Here is a 24,543-nt window from a genome sequence, read left to right as displayed (position 1 = left end):
GTGTGGGTCGGTTCGATCCATGACGGTCAACGCCCCACTGTCCGTGGGCATTCCGCGTTTCAGACGATCTTTTCGGGCCACAGTCCGGTGCCGTCGCTGAGCAGTATGGCCTCGGCCACCGCCTCGTCGATGACCTGCCGGGTCTGCTGGTCGGTGGTGATGCGGGCGAACTCGGCCACCGAGACGCCATGGCCGGTGTCGGTGATGGCGCCCTCGCGGTCGAATTCGGCGGCGAACCGTTCGGGGCCGAGCGCGGTGCGGGCCCGGGCGGTGATGCGGTCGACGTCCATGCGTTCGCCGCTGGCCAGGGGCGCGCCGGTGGAGGCCCGCGCCTTGGTCGCCGCGCCGAGCAGGCGGGCGGCCCGCTCGTAGTCCTCGATCATCACCGCGGCCCCGGCCAGCCCCTCGACGGCCAGCGCGACGGCGCGGATGTCACCGGCGACGGAGGCGGCCGACAGGCTCTCGGTGTGCAGGGTGCGGGCGGCGTCGGCGTCGCCGCGCAGTTCGGCGATGAAGCCGAGTTCGGCCAGCACCAGCGCGACCCCGTTGTGCGCCTCGATGGCGGCGAGCCAGCCCAGCCACCGGTTGAGGTGCTTCTCGGCGTCCTCCAACCGGCCCTGCCGCCGCGCGCTCAGGCCCAGCCCGATCTCGGCGAACCCCTCCCCCAGCCGGTTGGCGTGGCTCACCGCGAGCCGCATGGCCCGGTGATGGAGCTCGTCGGCGGTCCGGAATTCGCCGCGCAGCAAGGCGATTCGGCCGAGCAGCGCGAGTTTGTGGGAGGTCTCGGTCCAGAGCCCGAGTTCCTCCACAATCTGCAGTCCCTCGTAGTGCAGGTCGTTGGCCTCGTCGTAGCGGCCCTCGAATTCGGCGAGCACCGCCAGCGCCTCGATGGCCTTGAGCCGGCCCCAGCGGTCGCCGACCTCGTCGAAGATGGCCGCGCTCAGCTGCGCGTGGTCGCGGACGGTGGCGAGGTCGCTGCGGGCGGTGTTCTGGGCGGCGCGCAGGCTCAGCGAGGCCGCGATGCCCCAGTTGTCGTCGAGGGTCCGGAAGGCGGCCAGGGCCCGGCCGACGCGGTCCTGGCTCTCGGGCAGCGCGCCCGAATACCACTGGGCGTAGCCGAGAAACCATTCGCTGCGCGCGAGCGCCCGCAGTTCGGTGTCGGTCTCGTCGCCGTCGAGGGCGGGTGAGGGGCTGACCAGTTGCCCGGCCTCCCCGATGAGCAGGGCCATGCCAGCCCGCCAGCGCAGGATGGTCGCGCGTTCGACCGGCCGCAGCTTCCCGGCCATGGCGCTGACCGCGGACAGGTAGCGGTGCGCCTCGATGAGCCGTCCGCGCAGGAAGCCGAACCAGATCAGCGAGTTGACCAGTCGCATGGCGAGGCGGGCGTTGCGGCACACGATGGCGAAGTCGGCGGCCTTGCGGATGTTGGGCGATTCCACGTCGAGCTGTTCGAGCCAGCGGCGCTGGTCGGGCCCGTGCAGTTCGGCGCTGGCGTGCTCGCCGCGGTCGGCGTAGTGCATGGCGTGCCGCAGCCGCAGTTCCAGCAGGGTGCCGGTGGCCTCGAGGTATTCGACGCAGTAGGCCGCGATCGATTCCAGCAGCCGGTAGCGCGGGCCGTGCCGCGATTCCTGCATGACCACCAGGGACTGGTCGACCAGCCGGGTGAGCACGGCGAGGATCTCACCGTCCTCGCCCGGATCGCGGATGAGGGCGCGGGTGGCCGCCAGCGAGCAGTCCTCGGCGTGAACGGCCAGCCAGCACAGCACATTCCGTTCGACGCGCGAGAGCGGCGCCCAGCTCCAGTCGATGGCGGCGCGCAGGGTGCGGTGCCGGTCCGGGGAGTCGCGGAAGCCGCCTTCGAGGACCTGGAAGCGGCGGTCGAGCTGGACGAGCAGTTCGTGCACCCCGAGTACACGTACCTTGGTCGCGGCGAGTTCGATGGCGAGCGGGATGCCGTCGAGGCGACGGCAGATGGCGATGATGTCGTGGATATTGGATGCGTCGACCCGCAGGCCGGGCGCCCGCGCGGCGAAGAGCTGGACCGCACTGGCGGTGGCGAGCGATTCGGGTCCGGTGGTGTCGGCGGGCGGCAGGTCCAGGGGTTCGACGGCGGTGATCCGCTCCCCGCGGACGGCCAGGGGCGCGCGGCTGGTCGCCAGGATCCGGCAGTTCGCCGATTCGGCGAGGATCGCTTCGACCAGGTGGGCCGCCGCCTCGACGACGTGCTCGCAGTTGTCGAGCACCAGCAGGGCGCGGCGCGCCCGCAGGAACGCCACCACCCGGTCCACCGAGTTGAGGCCCGGCGACAGGGACTTGCCGCCGGATCCGGGTGGCGCGTTGACGTCTATGGTCAGCACCGAGAGCACCGCGTCCGCCAGCACTTCCGGCCCGTGTGAGCGGTCCAGGGCGTCGAATTCGACCAGCCAGATGCCGTCCACGAAGCTGTCGATCAGGCTGTGCGCGACCGCCAGGGCGAGCCGGGACTTCCCGACGCCGCCGGGTCCCACCAGGGTGACGAGCCGATCCGAGGCGGTGTCGGCCCGCACCTCGTGCACGGCCGCGTCCCGACCGATCAGCGCGTTGGGCGGGGAGGGCAGGTTGTGCCCGAAGGTGCGGCCCGCCACCAGGACCGGTTCGGGTTGCAGGTCGGCGCGCTGTTCGAGGATGGCGCGGTGCAGGTCGACGAGTTCGCGGCTGGGGTCGGCGCCGCGGGTCTCGGCGAGCAGGGCGCGCAGTTCGTTGAAGCTGTCGAGGGCGTCGGCGGCGCGGCCGGAGCGGTAGAGCGCGCGCATCTGGATGGACCGCAGGCGTTCCCGCAGCGGGTGTTCGCGGACCAGTTCGTTGATCTCGGCGATGAGCGTGCGGTGTTCGCCGAGTTCGAGGCGGGCTTCGACGAGTTCGCTGCGCGCGGCGATGCGGGTCTCGTTCAGCGAGGCGGAGCTCTCCTCGCCGAAGGGCAGGTCGATGAAGTCGGCGAAGGCGGGTCCGCGCCACAGCGCGAGGGCCTCGCGCAGCAGGTCGGCCCGCGCCCGCAGGTCGGTCGAATGCTGGGCGCGCGCAATGAGGTCCAGGAATCGGGTGGAGTCCAGCCGGTGTGGTTCGACCCGGAACAGGTAGCCGGCGGGGGTGGTGACGATGTGTTCTCGGCCGCCCGGCTCGGCCTGTTCGAGGGCCCGGCGGAGCTGAGAAACCTTGGTGTGCAACGATCGGGTCGGATTGGTGGGCGGGGATTCGGGCCACAGATCCTCGATCAGCCGGTCGGTGGAGACCGGGACCCCCACATGGGCGATGAGATCGGCGAGCAGCGCCCGCACCAGCGACTCCGGTATCGACACCGGGTCGCCCAGATCCGTAGCGACCTCCAACGACCCCAATACCGCGAACTGCACGATCCGATCCTATCTAATTCACTTTTCAATCATGTGATCGGAAACCCTCACGGCCCCTGCGGAAGTGGGCCCGAAGCGAACCCGAAGGACCTTCCGACAGAATGGTCCCGAACGATCGACCAAGGCCACGACGACGAGGGAAGGGATCGCCGCCAGGGCCCCGATTGTTCATGTCGCGCGTGTCACGATCGGCGTTAATGCGCGCCGGTCAGGTCCGGCCGATCGGGCCTGGGGAGGACTCCGAGGCCGAGATCGACACCGCACCAGCGCCTCCATTGCCGTAGGCGCTCGGACAACAGGGTTCCGCCAGTGTCCCAGGACCCCTGCCGTTCCGCCGCGCACCCCGCCGACCGACGAAATTCGTTGGCGCCGTGTGCGTCCGGAAACCGGACGTCCGTGATTCAGCACCGTCAGGGACCAAAGTACCAGGGGATATCGTGTTGTTCAGCCTTCTCGGACCGCTCGAGGTCCGGCACCAGAACCAGCCATTGCGACTCGGTGGCGTGAAACAGCGGGCAACCCTCGCGTACCTACTTCTGCATCCCAATACCGTCGTCCCGGCCAGCCGACTGCTGGACGCCCTGTGGCCCACCGAAACCATGCCCACCTCGGCCCGCAAGATCCTGCACAACGCGGTGTGGTCGTTGCGAAATCTGTTCCCGGAGGACAACAGTGGACCGGTCGCGCTGATCCGGCGCCCGCCGGGGTATGTGCTCGAAGTCGACACCGACCTCATCGACCTGCATCGCTTCTATCGCCTGGCCGACAGCGGCCGCGCCGCGGCCGTGGCCGCGGACCTGGACACCGCCGCCGCTCGCCTGACCGAATCGCTGTCGCTGTGGCGCGGTTCACCGCTGTCCGATCTCACCGAGCACGGGGTCGACTGGCCCGAGCTCGCCGCCGCCGCTGACGCCCGGATGTCGGTGTCGGAGGACCTGTTCGAGATCGAGCTGGCACGCGGCAACCACGCCCGGGTGGTGGACGCGCTCAGCGCGCTGGCCGATTCCGGGCAACTGCGGGAACGGTCCTGCGGACAGCTCATGCTGGCGCTCTACCGCGGCCGCCGCCCCTCGGACGCGCTGGCCGTCTACACCGCCTGGCGCAATGCCCTGATCGAGAACTACGGGCTGGAACCGGGTTCGGAGCTGCAGACGTTGCAGCAGGCCATCCTGAATCAGAGCCCGTCGCTGGTGCTGCCGGACGCCGAACCCGTGCGGCCCGAGCCGGTGGTGGTGGTCGCCCCGGCCGACCGGGTGACCCGTTCCACGGTGCTGTCGGTCCGGATCGAGGCGGGTGGGGCGGACGCGTCCGAGGACAACCCGACCATGGGCGAACGCTATCTTCCGGCGATCCGGGCGACCGCGGAGTCGTTGGGCGGCACGGTGGTCGGCGTCATCGGCTCCACGGTGATGACGGCGTTCCCGGAGCCGTGCGAGGTGGCCGAGGTGGTGGCCGCCGCGATCCGGCCGCACGAGTGGATCACCGGGGCACGCACCGAATTCGGGGCGCGCCTGGAGCCGCGATTCCGGGCGGCGGTCGTGACCGGTGACGCCGAAGGCCGTGTCCCCCGGGCGTATTCCGACCTGCGCACCTCGAACCGCTACGCCGACCTGTTCGACGAATGCGACCGGCTGCTGCTCGACGCGCCCACCGGCTCGGTGACCGTCTGCGATCGCACCCGTCGCGAGTCGGAGACCGTGATCCGCTACCGGCAGCGCCCGACCGGGCACTGGTACGCGGCGGGCCTGGAGGCCACGAACGGTTCCGCCGCCGAGACCGATCCGGATGTGCGGATGCTGCTGGGTCTGCGCGAGCGGGTCCAGCAGCGGGCGGCCTCGCACCTGGTGGCGGTGGTGGCTCCGGCCGCGACCAGCGCCCGGCGGGTGGCGCGCGCGTTCCGCTCCACCGTGCGCGCGCAGAGCGATGCCGAGCTGATCCTGTGCGCCCGGTTCGGTGACGGGGATCGGCTCGACACCCATCGCGCCATGCTGGCCGCCGCCTGCGGTTTCCAGGTGGGTGACGCGCCCGCGAGCATCGCGGCGCGGCTGGCCGAGGCGGCGGATCATCCGCTGCGTCCGCCGGTGGCGGCGCGCAAGCTGGCCGAGGCCCTGTACCCGCTGGCCACCGGAACCCCATCCGACGATCCGGCGCGGGTCCGGCAGATGCTCACCGCCTGGACCGAATTGCTGTGCGCCAAAGCGGGTCTGGGCCCGATGACCCTGATCTTCGAGGACGCCCATCTGGCCGACCACGCCAATCTGGACTTTCTCGAGACCCTGCTCGACAGTGCCGAGTGCGCGCCGCTGCTGGTGGTGCTCACCGGTGAGGGTTCGCTGGCGCACGGCCGCTTCGCGCGCATCGCGGGCACCCGCGAGTCCACGCTCATCACCTCCGATCTGCGGCCCGGCCGCCGGCCCGCCCAGCGGCGGCGTCCGGCCGCGCTGCTCACCGCCACCGCCGACCGGCATCCGGCGGCCTTCGCCGCCAGCTGATCCGACCTGCCCTCCGCGGCAACCACACTCGACGAGGAAGTGACCTGATGACCGAATCGCTGTTGATCCGCCCGGACGACGCGCGCTATCGCGGACTGATCTCCGGTTCCAATACCCGATGGGTGGGCACACCCGACTACATCCGCCTGGCCCTGAACACCGAGCAGGTCGTCGAGGCCCTGCAGCAGGCGGTCGACGACGAGCTGCGCGTGGTGGTGCGCAGCGGTGGCCACTGCGACGAGGACTTCACCGCCAATGGCAAGGTGCGGGCCGTCATCGACGTATCCGCTTTGGACGCTGTGTATTTCGACGCGCAGATGGGCGCGTTCTCGGTCGGCGCGGGCGCGACCCTGGGCCGGGTCTATTCGACGCTCTACAAGCGCTGGGGCGTCACGCTGCCCGGCGGCACCTGCCCGACGGTCGGCGCGGGCGGGCATGTGGCCGGCGGCGGTTACGGCGCGCTGTCGCGGCTGCACGGGCTGATCGTCGATCACCTGTACGCCGTGGAGGTGGTGGTGGTCGGCTCCGACGGCCGGGTGCGTCCGGTCGTCGCGACCCGTGAGACCGACGACCCGAACCGCGACCTGTGGTGGGCGCACACCGGCGCGGGCGGCGGCAATTTCGGCATCGTGACCCGGTATTGGTTCCGCTCCCCCGAGGCCACGGGCGACGATCCGGCGCGCCTGCTGCCCGCCCCGCCCGCCGAGCTCATCGTCTCCGACGTCTCGTGGTCGTGGGACGACCTGGACGAGGCCGGATTCGCGCGCCTGGTCAGCAATTTCGGGGCGTGGCACGAACGCCACTCGGGTCCGGAGTCCGCGCATCTGAGCCTGTACAGCCAGCTCAAGCTCCAGCACCGGTCCGCGGGTTCGTTCCGGATGAGCACCCAGATCGACGCCGACGAGTCCGACGCCGAGCAGACCATGGACGCGTTCCTGGCCGCGATGGCCGAGGGCACGGGCGCGACCTACACGGTCAACGACCGCAGCCGGGTGCCGTGGTTCTACGCGGTGAAGGAGTGGTTCGGCTTCGTGGAGGCCGCGGTGGCGCGCTGGAAGGTGAAGTCCACCTATATGCGCCGGTCGCTTCCCGAGCCGCAGCTGGACGCGCTGTACCGGCAGCTGACCCGCGAGGACTACCCGCACCCGTACGCCATGGTGGCCCTGGTCAGCTACGGCGGCCGGATCAATGCGGTGGAGTCGGACGTGACCGCGGCGGCGCAACGGGATTCGATCATCAAGATGCTGTACGTGACCCTGTGGACGGATCCGTCCGAGGACGAGCGGCACGATCGCTGGATCCGGGAATGCTATGCCGACGTGTACGCGGCGACCGGTGGCGTGCCGGTGCCGGGTGAGGTGACCGACGGCTGCTTCATCAACTACGCCGACGCCGATCTGGCCGACCCGGCGCTGAACGACTCGGGCGTGCCGTGGCACCGCCTGTACTTCAAGGACAACTACCCGGCCTTGCAGGCCGCGAAGGCGAAATGGGATCCGCGCGAGGTGTTCTCGCACGGTCTGTCCATCCGGGCATGAAAAAAGGTCCCGATGGGCGGCCACGCTGCCGCCCATCGGGACCCCGGGTCAGCGGGACTGACCCCGATGCCGCCACGAGATGGGCGGCTGCTGTGCGTGCGCGGGTAGGGTCCAGGCCGCCGCCCGGACCTCCGCTTTCCGCCGCGCCGGTCGGGTGACGGCGGTCAGGGCCAGGACCAGGGCGACGAGTTCGTCGTCGCCCGGCCGGCCCGATTCCACCGCCAGCACCCCGGTCTCGCCCGCGAGTACCCCCGTCCCGCCGCTCATGCGGGCGGGTTCCCGTGCTTGCGGGCCGGGATGGGCGCGTGTTTGGCGGCGAGCATGGCCAGGCTGTCGATGAGCACGGCCCGGGTGTCGGCGGGGTCGATGACATCGTCGACCAGGCCGCGTTCGGCGGCGTAGTAGGGATGCATCAGCTCCTGCTGGTATTCCTTGATCCGTTGCGCCCGAACCAGATCCGGGTCGGGTGCGGAACCGATCTCGCGCCGGAAGATCACCTGGGCAGCTCCCTCCGCGCCCATGACGGCGACCTCGTTGGAGGGCCAGGCGAAGGACAGGTCCGCGCCGATGGATCGGGAGTCCATGACGATGTACGCGCCGCCGAAAGCCTTGCGCAGGATCACCTGCACCCGCGGGACGGTGGCGTTGCAGTAGGCGTAGAGCAGTTTCGCGCCGTGCCGGATGATGCCGGCGTGTTCCTGGCCGGTGCCGGGCAGGAAGCCGGGCACGTCGACCAGGGTGACGATGGGGATGTTGAACGCGTCGCAGGTCTGCACGAAACGCGCGGCCTTCTCGGAGGCTTCGATGTCGAGCACGCCGGCCAGCACGCAGGGCTGGTTGGCCACGATGCCGACCACCTCGCCGCCGAGGCGGGCGAAGACGCAGAGGATATTGCGGGCCCAGTGCGCGTGCACCTCGAAATACTCGCCGTCGTCGACGATCTCCTCGATGACGGCCCGCATGTCGTAGGCCTGGGTGGAGTCGGCGGGCACCAGGTCGGCGAGCGCGTCGTTGCGCCGGTCGGGCGCGTCGCCGGTCTCGACGGCGGGCGGGCGTTCGCGATTGTTGGCGGGCAGCAGCGAGATCAGGTAGCGCACTTCCTCGAGGCACTCCTCCTCGGTGTCGTACACGAATCCCGCGACACCGGAACCGGAGCCGTGCACGTCCGCGCCGCCGAGTTCGTCGTGGGACACCTGCTCGCCGGTGACGGTGCGCACCACATCCGGTCCGGTCACGTACATCTGGGAGATGCCGCGCACCATGAACACGAAGTCGGTGAGCGCGGGCGAGTAGGCCGCGCCGCCCGCGCACGGGCCGAGCATCACGCTGATCTGCGGGATGACGCCGGAGGCGCGGACGTGGCGGCGGAAGATGCCGCCGTATCCGGCCAGCGCGGTGACGCCCTCGTGGATGCGCGCGCCCGCGCCGTCATTGAGGCCGACCAGCGGCGCGCCCGCGGCCTCGGCCAGGTCCATGAGCTTGTGGATCTTCTCCGCGTGCGCCTCGCCGAGCGAGCCGCCGAAGATCCGGAAGTCGTGGCCGTAGGCGAAGACGTTGCGGCCGTGCACCTTTCCCCAGCCGGTGACCACGCCGTCGGTGTGCGGTTTGCGGTCGGCCATGCCGAAGGCGGTGGCCCGGTGCCGGCGCAGCTGGTCGACCTCGCGGAAGGTGCCCGGATCGAACAGCAGCTCCAGCCGCTCGCGCACGGTGAGCTTCCCGATCGAGTGCTGCCGTTCGGTGGCGCTCGGCGGGATGCCGTGCACGGCTCCGTGTTTGACGCCGCGCAATTCCTCGACCCGGGATCGCAGCCGCGCGGGCGCGGTGGTGACGGGCCGTTCGACGAGTTCGGTCATCAGTGCTCACTCCGTTCCGGCGCCGGGAAATGGCCCGACTCGATGAAGAATTGGACGTAGGTGCGGAAGAGGTCGCCCGACACCGGCGGGCACACGATGCCGGTGCCGGTCAGCATGGCCTCGGTCGCGGACACGTCGATGGCCGGGTAGAAGGCCGCGGTGTCGCCGATCATGGCCTCGAAGGCGTCCAGCAGCGGGACCAGGGCGTTGTCGGTGTTCGCGCCGATCTCGGCGAGCCAGTCGGCCCGGTCGCGGTCCTCGATCGGATAGCCCATGGCCCGCAGCCGCTCGACCAGGTCGGGCAGCGCGACCCGAAGCGGGTTGTGCAGGTGGAAGGTTCGCTCGGCGGCGTCCGGGTTCGCCGCCAAAGCGACGATGGCGGCGCTGACGTAGTCGACCGGGGCCAGGTGGAAGTAGCCGTCGCCGACCGGCGGCACGGCCCGCGCCTGGATGATGCCCTTGAGGGTGAGCCAGACGAAGTCGCGGGTCTGGCAGGCGCCGTGGCGCTGGTCGCCGGAGATCACGTCCACGCGGTACACCGAGACCGGCAGGCCGCGGTCGCGGGCCAGTCCGATGTTCTGCTCGGCCACCCATTTGGTACGCAGGTAGCCGCTGGGCAGCACCTCGGGCGGACCGGTCGGGTCGTCCACGGCCAGCGGCGCGCCGTCCGCGGGTGCGCCCGGGAAGACGCCGACGGTGGAGACGTAGTGCACCGGGACCGTCCGGTGGCGGGCGGCCAGGCGCAGGATCTCCTCGGTGCCACCGACATTGGCGTCACGCAGCAGCGGGTAGGGCTGGAGCCAGTGCACGGTCGCCCCCGCGTGGAACACCACGTCGACCAGCTTCGCGAGATCGTCGAAGTCGTGCTCGGACAACCCGAGTCGCGGGGCCGCGAGATCGCCGACGATGACGCGAACCCGGTTCAGGTCCACCTCGCCCGACACCCGGTAGAACTCCAGGTTGGCGATCAGCCGCGCGGTCGCGGCGGCCTCGTCCGCGCCGCGGATCACGCAGTGCACCACGGCCGCGGTGGTTCTCATGAGGTCGCGCAGCATGAACGCGCCGAGGAATCCCGAAGCGCCGGTGAGCAATACGTGATCGGGATCGGTGGCGACCCGGACGACGGTGTCCGCGGGGCGGATGTCGTCGGCCAGGCGCACTTCGGCGGCGAAGTCGATGGCCCCGGTCGCACCGTCGCCGGATTCGGCGAGGATGAACGCCGCGAGCGCCTCGGGGGTCGGGTGATCGTAGGCGACGGTGGCGGGCAGCCGGGTCCCGAACGCGGCCTGCAGCCGGTTGCGGAATTCGACGGTGGCCAGCGAGTCGAAGCCCGCTTCGCTGAATTCCCGCGTGCTGTCGAGGGCTTCGGCGCCCTGGTGGCCGAGGACGGCGGCGGCTTCGCGCAGCACGAAGTCGAGCACCAGGGCGTGCTGTTCGGCCGGGGTGCGGCCGCGCAGCAGTTCGGTGATCGAGACGGCGGCCTCGGCATTGCCCGCCACCGCGCGCTGGGTGGGCAGCAGGCCCGAGAGCAGCCGGGTCGGCCGGGCCCGGATAGCGGACAGTTCCAGCGGGGTGGCCACGACCAGGGTCCGTTCCGATCCGGCGGCCGCGTCGAGCAGGGCCAGCCCGGATTCGGCGGGCAGGGCCGGGAAGCCGCCGCGCGCGATGCGCTGTTTGTCGGCGTCGTCGAGGTGGCCGCTGATGCCGCCCTCCTGTTCCCACAGGCCCCAGGCGATGGAGGTGGCGGGCAGGCCGCGTCCGGCGCGGTGGGCGGCGAGCGCGTCGAGGAAGACATTGGCCGCGGCGTAGTTGCCCTGGCCCGGGCCGCCGATGATCCCGGCCACCGAGGAGAACAGCACGAACGCGGCGAGTTCACGGTCGAGGGTGAGTTCGTGCAGCAGCCAGGCGGCGTCGGCCTTCGGGCGCAGGACCGCGGCCAGGCGGTCCGGGTCGAGGTCGCGCAGCAGGCCGTCGTCGGTGGCGCCCGCGGTGTGGACGATCGCGGTCACCGGGTGTGCGGCGAGCACGGCGGCCAGGGCGTCGCGGTCGGCGGCGTCGCACGCGACGATGTCGACCTGTGCGCCGGCCGCCGTCAGTGCGGCCCGGAGCGCTTCCGCCCCCGGGCTTTCCAGGCCGCGACGGCTGAGCAGCACCAGGCGCCCGACCCCGCGGTCGGTGACCAGGTGGCGGGCCAGCATGGCGCCCAGCGAGCCGGTACCACCGGTGATCAGCACGCACTCCCCCGCCCAGCGGGCCGGGGCGGGCAGGGCGACCCGGTGCAGTCGCGGCACGAAGACGCGGCCTTCGCGAATCACGACCTGGGGTTCCCCGGCCGTGACGACCGCGGACAGGGCGGCGGTCGAGGCCGGGTCGTCGTCGATGTCGGCCAGCACGATGCGGCCGGGCAGCTCCGACTGGGCCGAGCGCAGCAGACCCCACACACTCGCGGCGGCGACGTCGGTGGCCCCGGATCCCATGGCCCGCTCGGTCACCACGACCAGCGGTGCGGTGGTGCGGTCCTCGACGGCGATCCAGCGCTGCACGAGAGTCAACGCACGCCGGGAGAGTTCGTGCGCGCCGAGGATCGGGTCGCCGGTCGGCGCGGCGCCGATCGGGGCCAGGATGGCGTCCACCGGCTTGTCCGCGGTGGCGGCCTCGGCCAAGTCCGTGAACAGGGTGGTCTCCCCCACCTCGGGGAGTTGCTCGGTGCCGGAGACCGCACCCCAGCGGATGGCGCCACCGCTGACGGCGGCGGGCATCCAGTCGACGGTGAACGCCATCTCGTCGATATCCGGCCGCGCCGCAATCGATTCCACCGGCGTGGTCACCACGCGCAGGGTGGCGACGGCCACGCCCGCCCGGTCGGCGAGCAGCAGCGTGGTCGAGCCGTCGCCACCGGTGCGGGCCAGCACCCGCAGGGCCGTCGCACCGGTGGAGAACAGCCGGACGTCCCGCAGTTCCCGCACGGTTCCGGGGGCGACAGCGGCCAGCGCGGCGTGCAGCAGCACCGGGTGCACGCCGAAAGCGGCTGCCTCGGCCGCGAATTCGTCCGGCAGCGCGACCTCGGCGTGGGTCTCGTCGTCGGCCGCCGCCGGCGGCCACTCCGCGAGTTCGAAATCCGGTGCGCCGATGCGCAATCGGGCGGTGCCGCGGGCGTGCAGGGTCCACGGTCCCGAGGATCCCGAGGCCCGGGAGTGGATCGACACCGTGCGGTCGCCGCTGTCCAGCAGGCCGCCGACCCGGGCCTGGATGTGCAGGTCGGCCCCAGCGGGCATGGTCAGCGGGGTGCGAACGGCCAAGGCGGACAGTTCGGTGCAGCCGAGTTCGTCCGCGGCGCGGGTGGCGAGTTCCATCAGGACGGCGGCGGGGACGGGCGCGCCCGGATCGATCCAGCGCTGCCGGCGGGACAGGCGGCCGGTGGCGACCACACCGTCGGCGGCGCTCTCGGCCAGGTCGACCGCCACCTCGAGGACGGGGTGGCCGAGGGCGGACCCGGTGCCGACGGTTCCGAGGGCGGTGTCGCCCGCCCAGTGCCGGGAGCGCTGGAAGGCGTAGGTGGGCAGGCTGATTCGACGCGCGCCGGTGCCCGCGAACACCTGTTCCCAGTCGACCCGCACGCCATTGGCGTGCAGGGCCGCGACGGCGGCGAGGGCGGACTCGTCGTCCTCGGCGGTGCGGCGCAGCACCGGGATCGAGATGTGCGGGCGGTCCTGGAGGGTTTCGTCGACCAGTGCGCTGAGGATGGCGTCGGGCCCGATCTCCACGAACTTGGTCACCCCGGCCGCGGCCAAGGCGGCGACGCCCTCGGAGAACCGGACGGTGCCGCGAATGTGGCGCGGCCAGTATGCGGGATCGGCGTGGTCGCCGGGAGCGGCCAGCGCGCCGGTCACATTGGACACGATGGGCATGCGGGCGGGCCGGAAGGTGAGTCCGCGGGCCACCGCCTCGAACTCGTCGAGGATCGGGTCCATGTGGTGGGAGTGGAAGGCGTGGCTGACGGCCAGGCGGCGGGAGCGGATCCCGCGCTGTCCCAGGGTTTCCGCGATGGCCTCCAGGTCCTCGGCCGAGCCGGCGAGCACCACCGAGGCGGGTCCGTTGACGCCGGCGAGGCTCACCCGGTCGGAGAGCTGGTCGCGCACGGCGTCCTCGCCCGCGCGCACCGCGAGCATCGCCCCGCGCGGCAGCGAGTTCATGAGGCGGGCCCGCGCGGCGACCAGGGTGGCGGCGTCGGCCAGCGACAACACGCCCGCCTGCTGGGCGGCGACGAGTTCGCCGACCGAGTGGCCGGTGAGGTAGTCGGCGCGAATGCCCCAGGACGCCACCAGCTTCGCCAGCGCGTATTCGACGGCGAAGAGGGCGGGCTGGGTGACGGCGGTTTCGTCGAGCCGCTCGCCCGAGGTGATCTCGTCGCGCAGCGGTCGATCCAGCAGCGGGTCCAGGTGGCCGCAGACCTCGTCGAACGCGGCGGCGAAGGCCGGGAAGGCGTCGTGGAGGCGCAGGCCCATGCCGGGGCGCTGGGCGCCCTGACCGGTGAAGACGAAGGCGGTCTTGCCGGTCCGGGTGGAGGTCGGGTCGGCGGTCAGTCCGGCGAGCAGTGCCGCGCGGTCACGGCCGACGGCGACGGTCCGGTACTCCAACTGGGTGCGGGTGGTCGCGAGCGAGTACGCGATGTCCAGGTCCCGAACATCGGCGTCGGCGGCGAATTCCGCCAGCGCGGCCGCCTGCGCCCGGGCCGCGGCCGCGGACTTGCCGGACACCGGCCAGGGCAGTGCGGGCAGCCGAACCGGCTGCGGCGCGGCGGATTCCGATGGTTCCACCGCATCCGGCCGCGATTCCGGCGCTTCCGGCGCAGGTGCCTGTTCGATGACCACGTGGGCGTTGGTGCCGCTGACGCCGAACGAGGACACCGCGGCCCGGCGCGGAGCCCCGGTCTCGGGCCAGGGCTGGGCTTCGTTCAGCAGGCGCACCGTGCCCGACGACCAATCCACATCCGGGTTGGGCGTCTCCGAGTGCAGGGTCTTGGGCAGCACACCGTGGCGGATGGCCTCGATCATCTTGATGACGCCGCCGACGCCCGCCGCCGCGACCGTGTGCCCGATATTGGATTTCATCGATCCCAGCCACAGCGGCCGCGCCGCGGTGCGTTCCCGGCCATAGGTGGCCAGCAACGCCTGGGCCTCGATCGGGTCGCCCAGCCGGGTGCCGGTGCCGTGGCCTTCCACGGCGTCCACCTCGGCGGCGGAGAGTCCGGCGTCGGCCAGGGCCGCGCGGATCACGCGTTCCTGGGAGGGGCCGTTGGGCGCGGTGAGCCCGTTGGACGCGCCGTCCTGGTTGACCGCGGAGCCGCGCAGGACGGCGAGCACCTCGCGACCGGAGGCGACGGCGTCCGAGAGGCGTTGCAGTGCGAGCAGACCCACGCCCTCCGACCAGCCGGTGCCGTCCGCGCCCGCGCCGTAGGACTTGCAGCGGCCGTCGGCGGACAGGCCGCGCTGCCGCGAGAATTCGATGTAGCCGCCGGGGTGTCCGTAGACGGTGACGCCACCGGCCACCGCGAGGTCGCATTCGCCGCGGCGCAGCGCCTGCGCCGCGAGGTGCACGGCGACCAGCGAGGACGAGCACGCGGTGTCGACGGTGAGGGCGGGGCCCTCGAACCCGAAGGTGTAGGCGAGCCGTCCCGAGACCACGCTGCCCAGTCGCCCGGTCATGGCGTAGCCCTCGAGGTCGGGCGGCGCGGCCAGGTCGAGGTAGCTCTGCTCGCCGGCGCCGACGAAGACGCCGGTGCCGCTGCCGCGCAGCGACATCGGATCGATGCCCGCGGATTCGAACAGTTCCCAGGCGGTTTCGAGCACGACCCGCTGCTGGGGGTCCATGCCGAGGGCCTCGCGCGGGGAGATGCCGAACAGTCCGGCGTCGAAATCGGTGGCGTGATCGATGAATCCGCCGTGGCGGGTGGTCGAGGTGCCGATGTGCTCGGGGTCGGGATCGTAGAGGGCCGCGACGTCCCAGCCGCGGTCGGCGGGCCATCCGGTGATGGCGTCGGCGCCGGTGTCGACCAGGTCCCACAGCTGGGCGGCGGAGTTCACGCCGCCCGGGTAGCGGCAGGCCTGCGCCACGACCGCGATGGGTTCGGCCGCCGCCGATTCGAGTTCGGTGATGCGGCCCTTGGCCTTGGTGAGTTCGGCTGTGGCCCAGCGCAGGTACTCGACCAGTTTCTTGTCTTCAGGCATTGCCGGTGTCCTCTTTCAGCCCAGCTCGTGGTCGGAAATGCGGCCGAGTTCGCCGTCGATGAAGCTCAGGAGTTCCTCGGCCGAGGCGGTGGCGAGGTGTGCGTCGACGGCCTCGGTCGCGGGGTTCTCGGTGACCGGGCTCGCCGCCCAGCGGCCGGCCAGTTCGCGCAGCCGCTCGGCGATCCGGTCGCGGTCGGCCTCGCCCAGGTCGTCGGCGACGCGTTCCCAGCGGTCCAGTTCCGCCCACAGCACGTCGGCGGGCGCGGGCGGACGCAGGGCGTCGAGGACGAACGCGGCCAGGTCGGCCGGGGTGGGCCGGTCGAAGACGGCGGTGGCGGGCACCGTGGTTCCGGTCGCCACGGAGAGCCGGTTACGCAGCTGCACCGCGGTCATGGAGTCCATGCCGAGTTCCTGGAACGGGCGGTCGGCCTCGATGCTCAGGGAGTCCGCGATGCCGAGCACCGCGGCCAGCTGAGCACGAACCGTGTCCACCACGGCGTCGAGCTGCTGGGTCTCGTCGAGATCGGCGAGCCGGGCCCGCAGCACCTCGGCGGTGTCGGCCGTGACGGCGGCCGGGCGAACCGGCGCGGATCGCCCGGTGTCGCCCGCGGTTTCGCTGTCGACGCCGAGTTCGAGGGTCCGGAACTCGACGGCCTCGGCGCTGAACACCGGGTTCCCGGCCGGATCGGTCAGATACGCGGTGACCACGTCTCCGTCCACCGGTCGCACGTGGGCCCGGACGGCGTCCGCGCCCGTGGCGTACAGGCGCACGTTCCGCCAGATGACCGGTGCCAGCAGCGAATCCGTGCCGAGGGTGCTCGGCAGAGCCGCGTCCAGCAGTTGCGGGTGCAGGGCGAATCCGGTGGCCTGGATGGCCGATTCGGCGGGCAGGTGGTGCTCGGCGGGCTGGTCGGCCGACACCGGGGCGCCCGGATCGCCGCCGCGGGCGAGGGCGCCGGTGGCGATGGCGGTCCAGGCGCCGCCCGCGGACCTGGCCCGGATTCCGGCGGTGCGGCGGCCGGTGTCGTCGGCGGCGCCGATGACCACGTGCAGCTGGGCCTCCTGGCCCGCGGGGACGGTGAGCGGCCGGGTCAGTTCCAGCTGCTCGATGTGGTCCGCGCCGACTTCGTCGCCGGCCCGCAGCAGGAGGTCGACGAGGACGGCGGGCGGGACCAGGGTGGTCGCGGGTGTGGTGTGGGCGGCCAGCCAGGGCAGCGCGTTCGGGTTCAGGACGCCGGTGAGCAGCACGCTGTCGGCGTCGGGCAGGTGCAGCACGCCGGTCAGCACGGGGTGCTCGATCGGGTCGAAACCCGAGGTGGCGGTGGAGGCGGTCGGGTGCAGCCAGTACCGGTCGCGCTGGAACGCGTAGGTGGGCAGGGCGACCCGGCGCGCGCCGGTCCCGGTGAAGAACGCCTCCCAGTCGACGGTTGCGCCGAGGGAGTGCAGTTGCGCCACACCGGCGATGAGGGTGCGGGCCTCCTCGGTGCCGCGGCGTTGCAGGGCGATGGCGGCGGTGTCGGTGACCTGGTCGGCCAGCGGCGTGAGCACCGCGTCGGGTCCGACCTCGGCCAGCACGGTGACGTCGAGGGCGGCCAGAGTGGTTGCGGCATCCGCGAACCGGACCGGCCGGCGAATCTGGTCGACCCAGTACCCCGCGGTGGTGGGCTCGGCGATCCGACCGGTGACGGTCGAGACGAACGGGATGGCCGGTGCGGAGTAGGTGACCGATTCCGCGACGGCGCGGAATTCGTCGAGCATGGGGTCCATCAGGGCCGAATGGAAGGCGTGGCTCACGGTCAACCGCTTGTGACGGCAGTCCAACAGGGTCACGACCGCCAGCACCGCCTCCTCCGGGCCCGACAGCACCACCGACTCCGGACCGTTCACCGCCGCGATCGACACCAGATCGCCCAACAGCGGCAGCACCGTCGCCTCGGACACCGAAACAGCGACCATCGCACCACCCGCCGGCAGCGCCTGCATCAACGCGCCACGAGCCGCCACCAGACGCGCCGCGTCAGCCAGCGACAGCACACCGGCCACGTGCGCGGCCGCGAACTCACCCACCGAATGCCCGGCGACGTAGTCGCAGCGAATCCCCCAGTGCGCCAGCAGTCGCGCCAAGGCGACCTCGACGGCGAACAGTGCGGGCTGGGCCATCCCCGTGCCGTCGAGACCGTCACCGGTGGTGATCAGCTCGCGCAGCGACCGGCCCAGCAGCGGGTCGAGGTGCGCGGCGGCCTCGTCGAACGCGGCGGCGAAGACCGGGAAGTGTTCGTACAGGCCCATTCCCATACCGAGGCGCTGGGCGCCCTGACCGGTGAAGACGAAGGCGGTGCCGCCCGATCGCGCGGTGACCGGCGGCGCGTCGGCGAGCGCGGCGACCAGTTCCCCGGTGTCGCCGCCGACCACGGCCGCCCGGTGTTCGAAGGGGGTGCGCGCGGTGGCGAGCGAGTACGCGATATCCAGTTCCCGCACGGTCGAATTCGCGAGGAATTCCCGCAGCCGGGCCGCCTGGGCGTCGACCGCGGCCGGGGTGCGACCGGAGATCAGCCACGGCACCGCCGGCAGTTCCAGCGAGATCGTCTGCGGCTCGGCCGCTTCCGGCTCCGGAGCCTGTTCGACGATGACGTGCGCGTTGGTACCGCCGAAGCCGAACGACGACACACCGGCCCGGCGCGGCTGCCCGGTCTCGGGCCAGTCCCGCACCTCGTTCAGCAGTTCCACGGACCCGGCCGACCAATCCACCTCGGGCGACGGGGTTTCCGCGTGCAGGGTGCGCGGCAGCACGCCCCGGCGCATGGCCTGGATCATCTTGATCACGCCGCCCACGCCCGCGGCCGCCTGCGAGTGCCCGACGTTGGACTTGAGCGAGCCCAGCAGCAGGGGACGGTCCCCCGCCCGGTCGCTGCCGTAGGTGGCGAGCAGGGCCTGGGCCTCGATGGGGTCGCCGAGGCGGGTGCCGGTGCCGTGGCCCTCGACCGCGTCGACCTCGGAGGCGAGCAGGGCGGCGTCGGCGAGCGCGTCGCGGATGACGCGTTCCTGGGACGGGCCGTTGGGCGCGGTCAGCCCATTGGACGCGCCGTCCTGGTTGACGGCCGAGCCGCGCAGCACGGCCAGCACCTCGCGGCCCTCGCGGCGCGCGTCGGAGAGTCGTTGCAGCGCCAGCAGTCCCGCGCCTTCGGACCAGCCGGTGCCGTCGGCGCCCGCGCCGAAGGATCGGCACCGGCCGTCCACCGACAGGCCGCGCAGGCGGGAGAACTCCACGAACGCCTGCGGCGTGGACATGACGGTCACCCCGCCGGCCAAAGCCAGGTCGCATTCGCCGCGACGCAGGGATTGCGCCGCCAGGTGCAGTGCCACCAGGGACGACGAGCAGGCCGTGTCGACCGAGATCGCGGGTCCTTCGAGGCCCAGCGAGTAGGCCAGGCGGCCCACCGCGATGCTGCCCGCGCTGCCGGCGAACAGGTAGCCCTCGTGTTCGCCGCCGACGCCGGGGCGCGCGCCGTAGTCGGAGTACATCACCCCCGCGAACACGCCGGTCCGTGAGCCGCGCAGGCTGCGGGGCACGATGCCCGCGGATTCCAGGGCTTCCCAGCCGGTTTCGAGCAGCAGGCGCTGCTGCGGGTCGACGGCCAGGGCCTCCCGCGGGGACAGTCCGAAGAAGCCCGCGTCGAACAGGTCCGCGTCCATCAGGAATCCGCCGCCCCGGCTGTAGGACCGTCCGGCCTGTTCGGCGTCGCTGTCGAACAGCGAGCCCAGATCCCAGCCGCGGTTGGTCGGGAATTCCGAGACCGCGTCGACGCCGTGGAACACGAGGTCCCACAACTGGTCCGGATCGGTGACGCCGCCGGGGTAGCGGCAACCGACGCCGACGATGGCGATCGGTTCGTCGTCCCGGGCGGTCACCGTGGCCGCCGCCACGGCCTGCGGCCGCGCGCCGACCAGCGCATCGGACAGCCGCTCCGACAGGCTCACGGGCGTCGGGTAGTCGAAGACCAGGGTGGCGGGCAGGCGCACGCCGGTGGCCTCGGCCAGCCGGTTGCGCAGTTCGACCGCGGTCAGCGAATCGAACCCGAGATCCTGGAAGGACCGGTCCGCGCCGACCGCGCTGGAGCCCGAATGCCCCAGGACCGCGGCGGCATTGGTGCGGACCAGGTCCAGCAGGGCCGCGGCGCGCTCGGTCTCGGACAGCGGGGCCAGGCGGGCGGCGAATCCGTCGCGCGGAGCCTTGCGGGCGCGGGTCGCGGGGGCCAGGCGGCGGAACATCGCCGGGATGTCGCCGGAGGACCGCAGGGCGGCGGTGTCGAGGCCGGTGACCGCGAGCAGCGGGACGTCGAGGGCCGTGGCCACATCGAAGGCGTGCAGCCCGGCCGCGGTCGGCAGCGGCAGGACGCCGAGGCGGCGGATGCGCTCGCGGTCGACGGCGCTCATCTCGTCGGTGATGCCGCTGGCCTGCTCCCACAGGCCGTACGCGATGGACACCGCGGGCAGTCCGAGCGAGCGGCGGTGCTCGGCGAGCGCGTCGAGGAAGGTGTTGGCGGCGGCGTAATTCGCCTGACCGGCCGTGCCGACCAGGCCCGCCAGCGACGAGAACAGCACGAACGCACCGAGTTCCAGATCGCGGGTGGCCTGGTGCAGCGCCCAGGCCGCGTCGACCTTGGGCCGCAGCACGCTGGTGACCTGGTCGGGGGTCAGCGATTCCACGATGCCGTCGGCGAGTACGCCCGCGGTGTGCACGACCGCGTGCACCGGGTGCGCGGCGATGACGGCGGCCAGCTCGGCCGGATCGGTGACGTCGCAGGCGAGGACCGTGACTTCCGCTCCGCGCTCGGTCAATTCGGTCCGCAGGTCGGTCGCGCCGGGCGCGTCGAGACCGCGGCGGCTCAGCAGCAGCAGCGAGCGGGTGCCGTGGGTGTCGACCAGGTGCCGGGCGAGGGCCGCGCCGAGAGTGCCGGTGCCGCCGGTGATCAGCACCGTGCCCCGCGTCCACGGATCGGTGTCGACGGTGGCGGCGCAGGCGCGGATCAGGCGCGGGACATGCAGGGCCCCACCGCGAATCGCCACTTGCGGCTCACCGCTCGCGATGGCGGCGTCAAGGGCGTCCCACGCACCGGGGTCGGTGCCGACGTCGATGAGCGTGAAGCGCTCCGGGTGTTCGGTCTGGGCCGCGCGGACCAGGCCCCAGGCTCCGGTCTGCGGCAGGTTCGCCGCGGAAGGACCGGCCGCGGACTCGGTGAGGAACACCAGCCGGGAATTCGCGAACCGCTCGTCGACGATGGCGGTGCGCACGACCGCGAGGGCGCGGTGGACGACATCGTGTGCGGCGGAAGGGATCTCCGCGCCCTGCTCGGCGGCGGGCAGCCTGACCACGACCACGGCGGGCGTGCCGGTGACCTCGTCCAGCTCCGTGTACCGGGTCTCCACGCCCGGCACCTCGCCGGCCGCCACCCACCCGCTGCGATCGGATGCCGCTGCAGGAGTGGGTATTTCGCTCCACTCCAGCTCGAACAGCGTCTGGTCCGCACCGGCCGCGGCCTGCGGGCGCAGGGCCAGCGCGTCCACGGCGATGAGGGTCGCCCCGGATCCGTCGGCGATGAGCATGGCGACCGCGTCACGCCCGGCCGGGGTGATCCGGACCCGCAGCGCCGTCGCCGGGAATTCGGGGATCGCGACCCCGGACCACGAGAACGGCAGCAGCGCGGGCCGATCGGTGTCGGAGATGCCCGGGACCAGGGCGTGCGCCGCGGCGTCGAGCAGGGCGGGGTGCACGGTGAACCGGTCGGCCCCGGCGGCGTACTCGTCGTCGAGGGCGAGTTCGGCGAACAGGTCCTCGCCGCGTCGCCACAGCTTGCGCAAACCGTTGAACACCGGGCCGTACTCGTAGCCGTGGTCGGCCGCGCGGTCGTAGGCCCCGGTGAGGTCGACTTCCTGTGCGCCGCGCGGGGGCCACTCGCCGATGACGCCGGGGTCGGTGCTCGCGTCGGCCCCGCCCAGCAGGCCGGTGGCGTGCAGTCGCCAGTCCTGGCCGCCTGCCACGCGGGAGCGGATCTCCATCTGTCGCTTGCCGTTGTCGTCGGCGGCGGCGATGCTGACCCGGATCGTCACCGGCTGATCGGTGAGTTCCAGGGGCGCGGCGATGGTGAATTCCTCGACCCGGGAGAGTTCTTCGGCGGCTTCGGCGGCGGCCCGGAAGGCCAGCTCGAGCAGCAGGGTGCCGGGGACGATGGTGGCGCCGTCGATGGTGTGCTGGGTCAGCCAGGGCTGGGTATTGGGGTCGAGCACACCGGTGAGCAGCGTGCCGTCGATATCGGACAGGTGCAGCACGCCGGTGAGGATCGGATGGTCGATCGGGTCGAAACCCGAGGCGGCCGACACCGTATTGGGGTGCAGCCAGTACCGCTCGCGCTGGAACGCGTAGGTGGGCAGCGCGACCCGGCGGGCGCCGGTGCCGGCGAAGAACGCCTCCCAGTCGATGCCGATGCCGTGTGTGTGCAGGCTCGCGAGGCCGCGGACGAGGGTGTCGGCTTCGGCGCTGTCGCGGCGCTGCAGCGCGATCGCGGGGGTGTCGGTGACGGCTTCCAGCAGCGGGGTGAGGACGGCGTCGGGCCCGATCTCCGCGATGGCGTCGACGCCGAGTCCGGCGAGCGTCGTCGCGGCGTCGGCGAAGCGGACGGCGCCGCGCACCTGGTCCACCCAGTAGTCCGCGCCCGCCGGCTCGGCGACCTGGCCGGTGAGGGTGGAGACGAACGGGATGGTGGACGGCGAGTAGGTGATGGTCTCGGCGGCCGCGCGGAACTGCTCGAGCATGGGGTCCATCAGGGCCGAATGGAAGGCGTGGCTCACGGTCAACCGCTTATGGCGGCAGTCCAACAGGGCCACGACCGCCAGCACCGCCTCCTCCGGGCCCGACAGCACCACCGACTCCGGACCGTTCACCGCCGCGATCGACACCAGATCGCCCAACAGCGGCAGCACCGTCGCCTCGGACACCGAAACAGCGACCATCGCACCACCCGCCGGCAGCGCCTGCATCAACGCGCCACGAGCCGCCACCAGACGCGCCGCGTCAGCCAGCGACAGCACACCGGCCACGTGCGCGGCCGCGAACTCACCCACCGAATGGCCCGCCACCGCACGAACATTCACGCCCCAGGAGCGCAACAGCCGCCACTGGGCGACCTCGACGGCGAACAGCGCGGGCTGGGCCATCCCGGTGCCGTCGAGACCGTCACCGCTGGTGATCAGCTCCCGCAGCGAGCGGCCGAGCAGCGGATCCAGCAGGGCCGCGATCTCGTCCAGGGCCTCGGCGTAGACCGGGAAACGGGCCGCCAGCTCCGCGCCCATGCCGATTCGCTGCGCGCCCTGACCGGTGAACACCACGCCCAGCCCGCCCTCACCGGCGACGATGGGCGCGGTGTCGGCGGCGTCCGCGCCGGGCCACAACACGGTGCGGTGCTCGAAGGCGGTGCGCGCGGTGGCCAGCGAGTAGGCGATATCCAGCGCACCGGCGGGCGAACCCGCCACGTACTCACGCAGTCTGGCGGTCTGCGCGGCGACGGCCTCCGGCGTCCGGCCCGAGACGAGCCATGGCACCACGGGCAGTTCCACCGTGATCGGCTGCGGCTCAGCGGTTTCCGGCGCCGGAGCCTGTTCGACGATCACGTGGGCGTTGGTGCCGCCGAACCCGAACGACGACACACCGGCCCGGCGCGGCTGCCCGGTCTCGGGCCAGTCCCGGGGCTCCACGAGCAGCTCCACCGCCCCCGAGGACCAATCCACCTCGGGGGTCGGGGTTTCCGCGTGCAGGGTGCGGGGCAGCACGCCGTGCCGCATGGCCTCGATCATCTTGATCACGCCGCCCACGCCCGCGGCGGCCTGGGAGTGCCCGAAGTTGGATTTCAGCGAGCCGAGCAGCAGCGGCTGCCGGGCGGCCCGATCGCTGCCGTAGGTGGCCAGCAGGGCCCGCGCCTCGATCGGGTCGCCGAGCCGGGTGCCGGTGCCGTGGCCCTCGACCGCGTCGACCTCACTCGCGGACAGCCGGCTGTCGGCCAGGGCCGCCCGGATGACCCGCTCCTGCGCGGGGCCGGACGGCGCGGTCAGGCCGTTGGAAGCGCCGTCCTGATTGATCGCGCTGCCGCGGATAACGGCCAGCACCTCCCGGCCCGCCGCCACCGCGTCCGACAAGCGTTGCAGCACAAGCAAACCAGCGCCCTCGGCCCAGCCGGTCCCATCGGCGCCGGCGCCGTAGGAGCGGCAACGGCCGTCCTCCGACAGACCGCGCAGACGCGAGAACTCCACGAACGCCTGCGGTGTCGACATCACCGTCACGCCACCGGCCAGCGCCAGGTCGCATTCCCCGCGCCGCAGGGACTGCGCCGCCAGGTGCAGCGCCACCAGTGAGGACGAGCACGCGGTGTCGACCGAGATCGCCGGACCCTCCAGGCCCAGCAGGTACGCCAGCCGGCCCACCGCGATACTGCCCGCGCTACCGGCGAACAGATACCCCTCGAACTCCCCGCCCACACCCGGCCGCGCGCCGTAGTCGGAGTACATGAGCCCGGCGAACACACCGGTCTGGGTGCCGCGCAGCGCACGCGGCACCAGTCCCGCCGATTCCAGTGCCTCCCAGCCGGTTTCGAGCAGCAGGCGCTGCTGCGGGTCCATGGCCAGCGCCTCACGCGGGGACAGTCCGAAGAAGCCCGCGTCGAACTGGTCCGCGTCGAGCAGGAATCCGCCGCCGCGGCTGTAGGACCGGCCGGCCTGCGCGGCGTCGCTGTCGAACAGCGAGCCCAGGTCCCAGCCGCGGTTGGTCGGGAATTCCGAGACCGCGTCCGCGCCCCGGGTGACCAGGTCCCACAGTCCCGCCGGGTTCACGACCCCGCCCGGGTAGCGACATCCCAGTCCCACGACGGCGATCGGCTCGCGCATCGATTCCTCGACGGCGGCCAGCTGCTTGCGGGCCTGGTGGGAATCCGCGATCGCACGCTTGAGGTATTCGCGCAGCTTCGCCTGGTCGGACATCGGCCGTCGCCTTTCGGTTG

6 protein-coding genes and 1 pseudogene are annotated in these 24,543 nt (G+C 72.3%); 2 read left to right on the top strand and 5 right to left on the bottom strand.

Annotated features, from left to right (window positions below):
- Positions 1–59: 59 nt before the first annotated feature.
- Positions 60–3,389, bottom strand: a complete 3,330-nt coding sequence (locus ACFRAQ_RS18085) for a BTAD domain-containing putative transcriptional regulator (RefSeq protein ID WP_379100892.1) — start codon at positions 3,387–3,389, stop codon at positions 60–62.
- A 437-nt stretch (positions 3,390–3,826) separates the two neighbouring features.
- Between ACFRAQ_RS18085 and ACFRAQ_RS18080 the strand changes: the two genes are divergently transcribed.
- Together ACFRAQ_RS18080 and ACFRAQ_RS18075 are read left to right on the top strand one after the other, a co-directional pair.
- Positions 3,827–5,881 carry a BTAD domain-containing putative transcriptional regulator gene (locus tag ACFRAQ_RS18080; RefSeq protein ID WP_379100889.1) on the top strand — a complete coding sequence of 685 codons (2,055 nt, stop codon included), beginning with the start codon at positions 3,827–3,829 and terminating at the stop codon, positions 5,879–5,881.
- A 47-nt stretch (positions 5,882–5,928) separates the two neighbouring features.
- The gene (locus tag ACFRAQ_RS18075; RefSeq protein WP_379100887.1) at positions 5,929–7,419 is read left to right on the top strand and encodes an FAD-binding oxidoreductase; all 1,491 of its coding nucleotides are present in this window, start codon (positions 5,929–5,931) and stop codon (positions 7,417–7,419) included.
- 48 nt (positions 7,420–7,467) lie between these two features.
- Here the strand turns inward: ACFRAQ_RS18075 and ACFRAQ_RS18070 are convergent, their stop codons facing one another.
- From ACFRAQ_RS18070 to ACFRAQ_RS18055, 4 genes and pseudogenes are all read right to left on the bottom strand, one after another.
- Positions 7,468–7,686: an acyl-CoA carboxylase epsilon subunit gene (locus ACFRAQ_RS18070; RefSeq protein ID WP_379100884.1), complete on the bottom strand. Its 219-nt coding sequence runs from the start codon at positions 7,684–7,686 to the stop codon at positions 7,468–7,470.
- Positions 7,683–9,272: an acyl-CoA carboxylase subunit beta gene (locus ACFRAQ_RS18065; protein ID WP_379100881.1), complete on the bottom strand. Its 1,590-nt coding sequence runs from the start codon at positions 9,270–9,272 to the stop codon at positions 7,683–7,685. Before ACFRAQ_RS18065 ends, ACFRAQ_RS18070 begins: the two co-directional genes overlap by 4 nt.
- Positions 9,272–15,496: pseudogene (locus ACFRAQ_RS18060) on the bottom strand (type I polyketide synthase); the annotation flags it as partial. The pseudogene ACFRAQ_RS18060 and the gene ACFRAQ_RS18065, both read right to left, overlap by 1 nt.
- Positions 15,497–15,514: 18 nt before the next feature.
- A complete protein-coding gene (locus tag ACFRAQ_RS18055) occupies positions 15,515–24,523 on the bottom strand; it encodes a type I polyketide synthase (protein WP_379100878.1) in 9,009 nt (3,002 codons plus the stop codon).
- Between the last annotated feature and the right edge of the window lie 20 nt (positions 24,524–24,543).

The sequence above is a fragment of the Nocardia sp. NPDC056611 genome (assembly GCF_042792755.1).
Classification (GTDB): Bacteria; Actinomycetota; Actinomycetes; order Mycobacteriales; family Mycobacteriaceae; genus Nocardia.
This window is presented reverse-complemented; position numbering and strand designations above follow the sequence as displayed.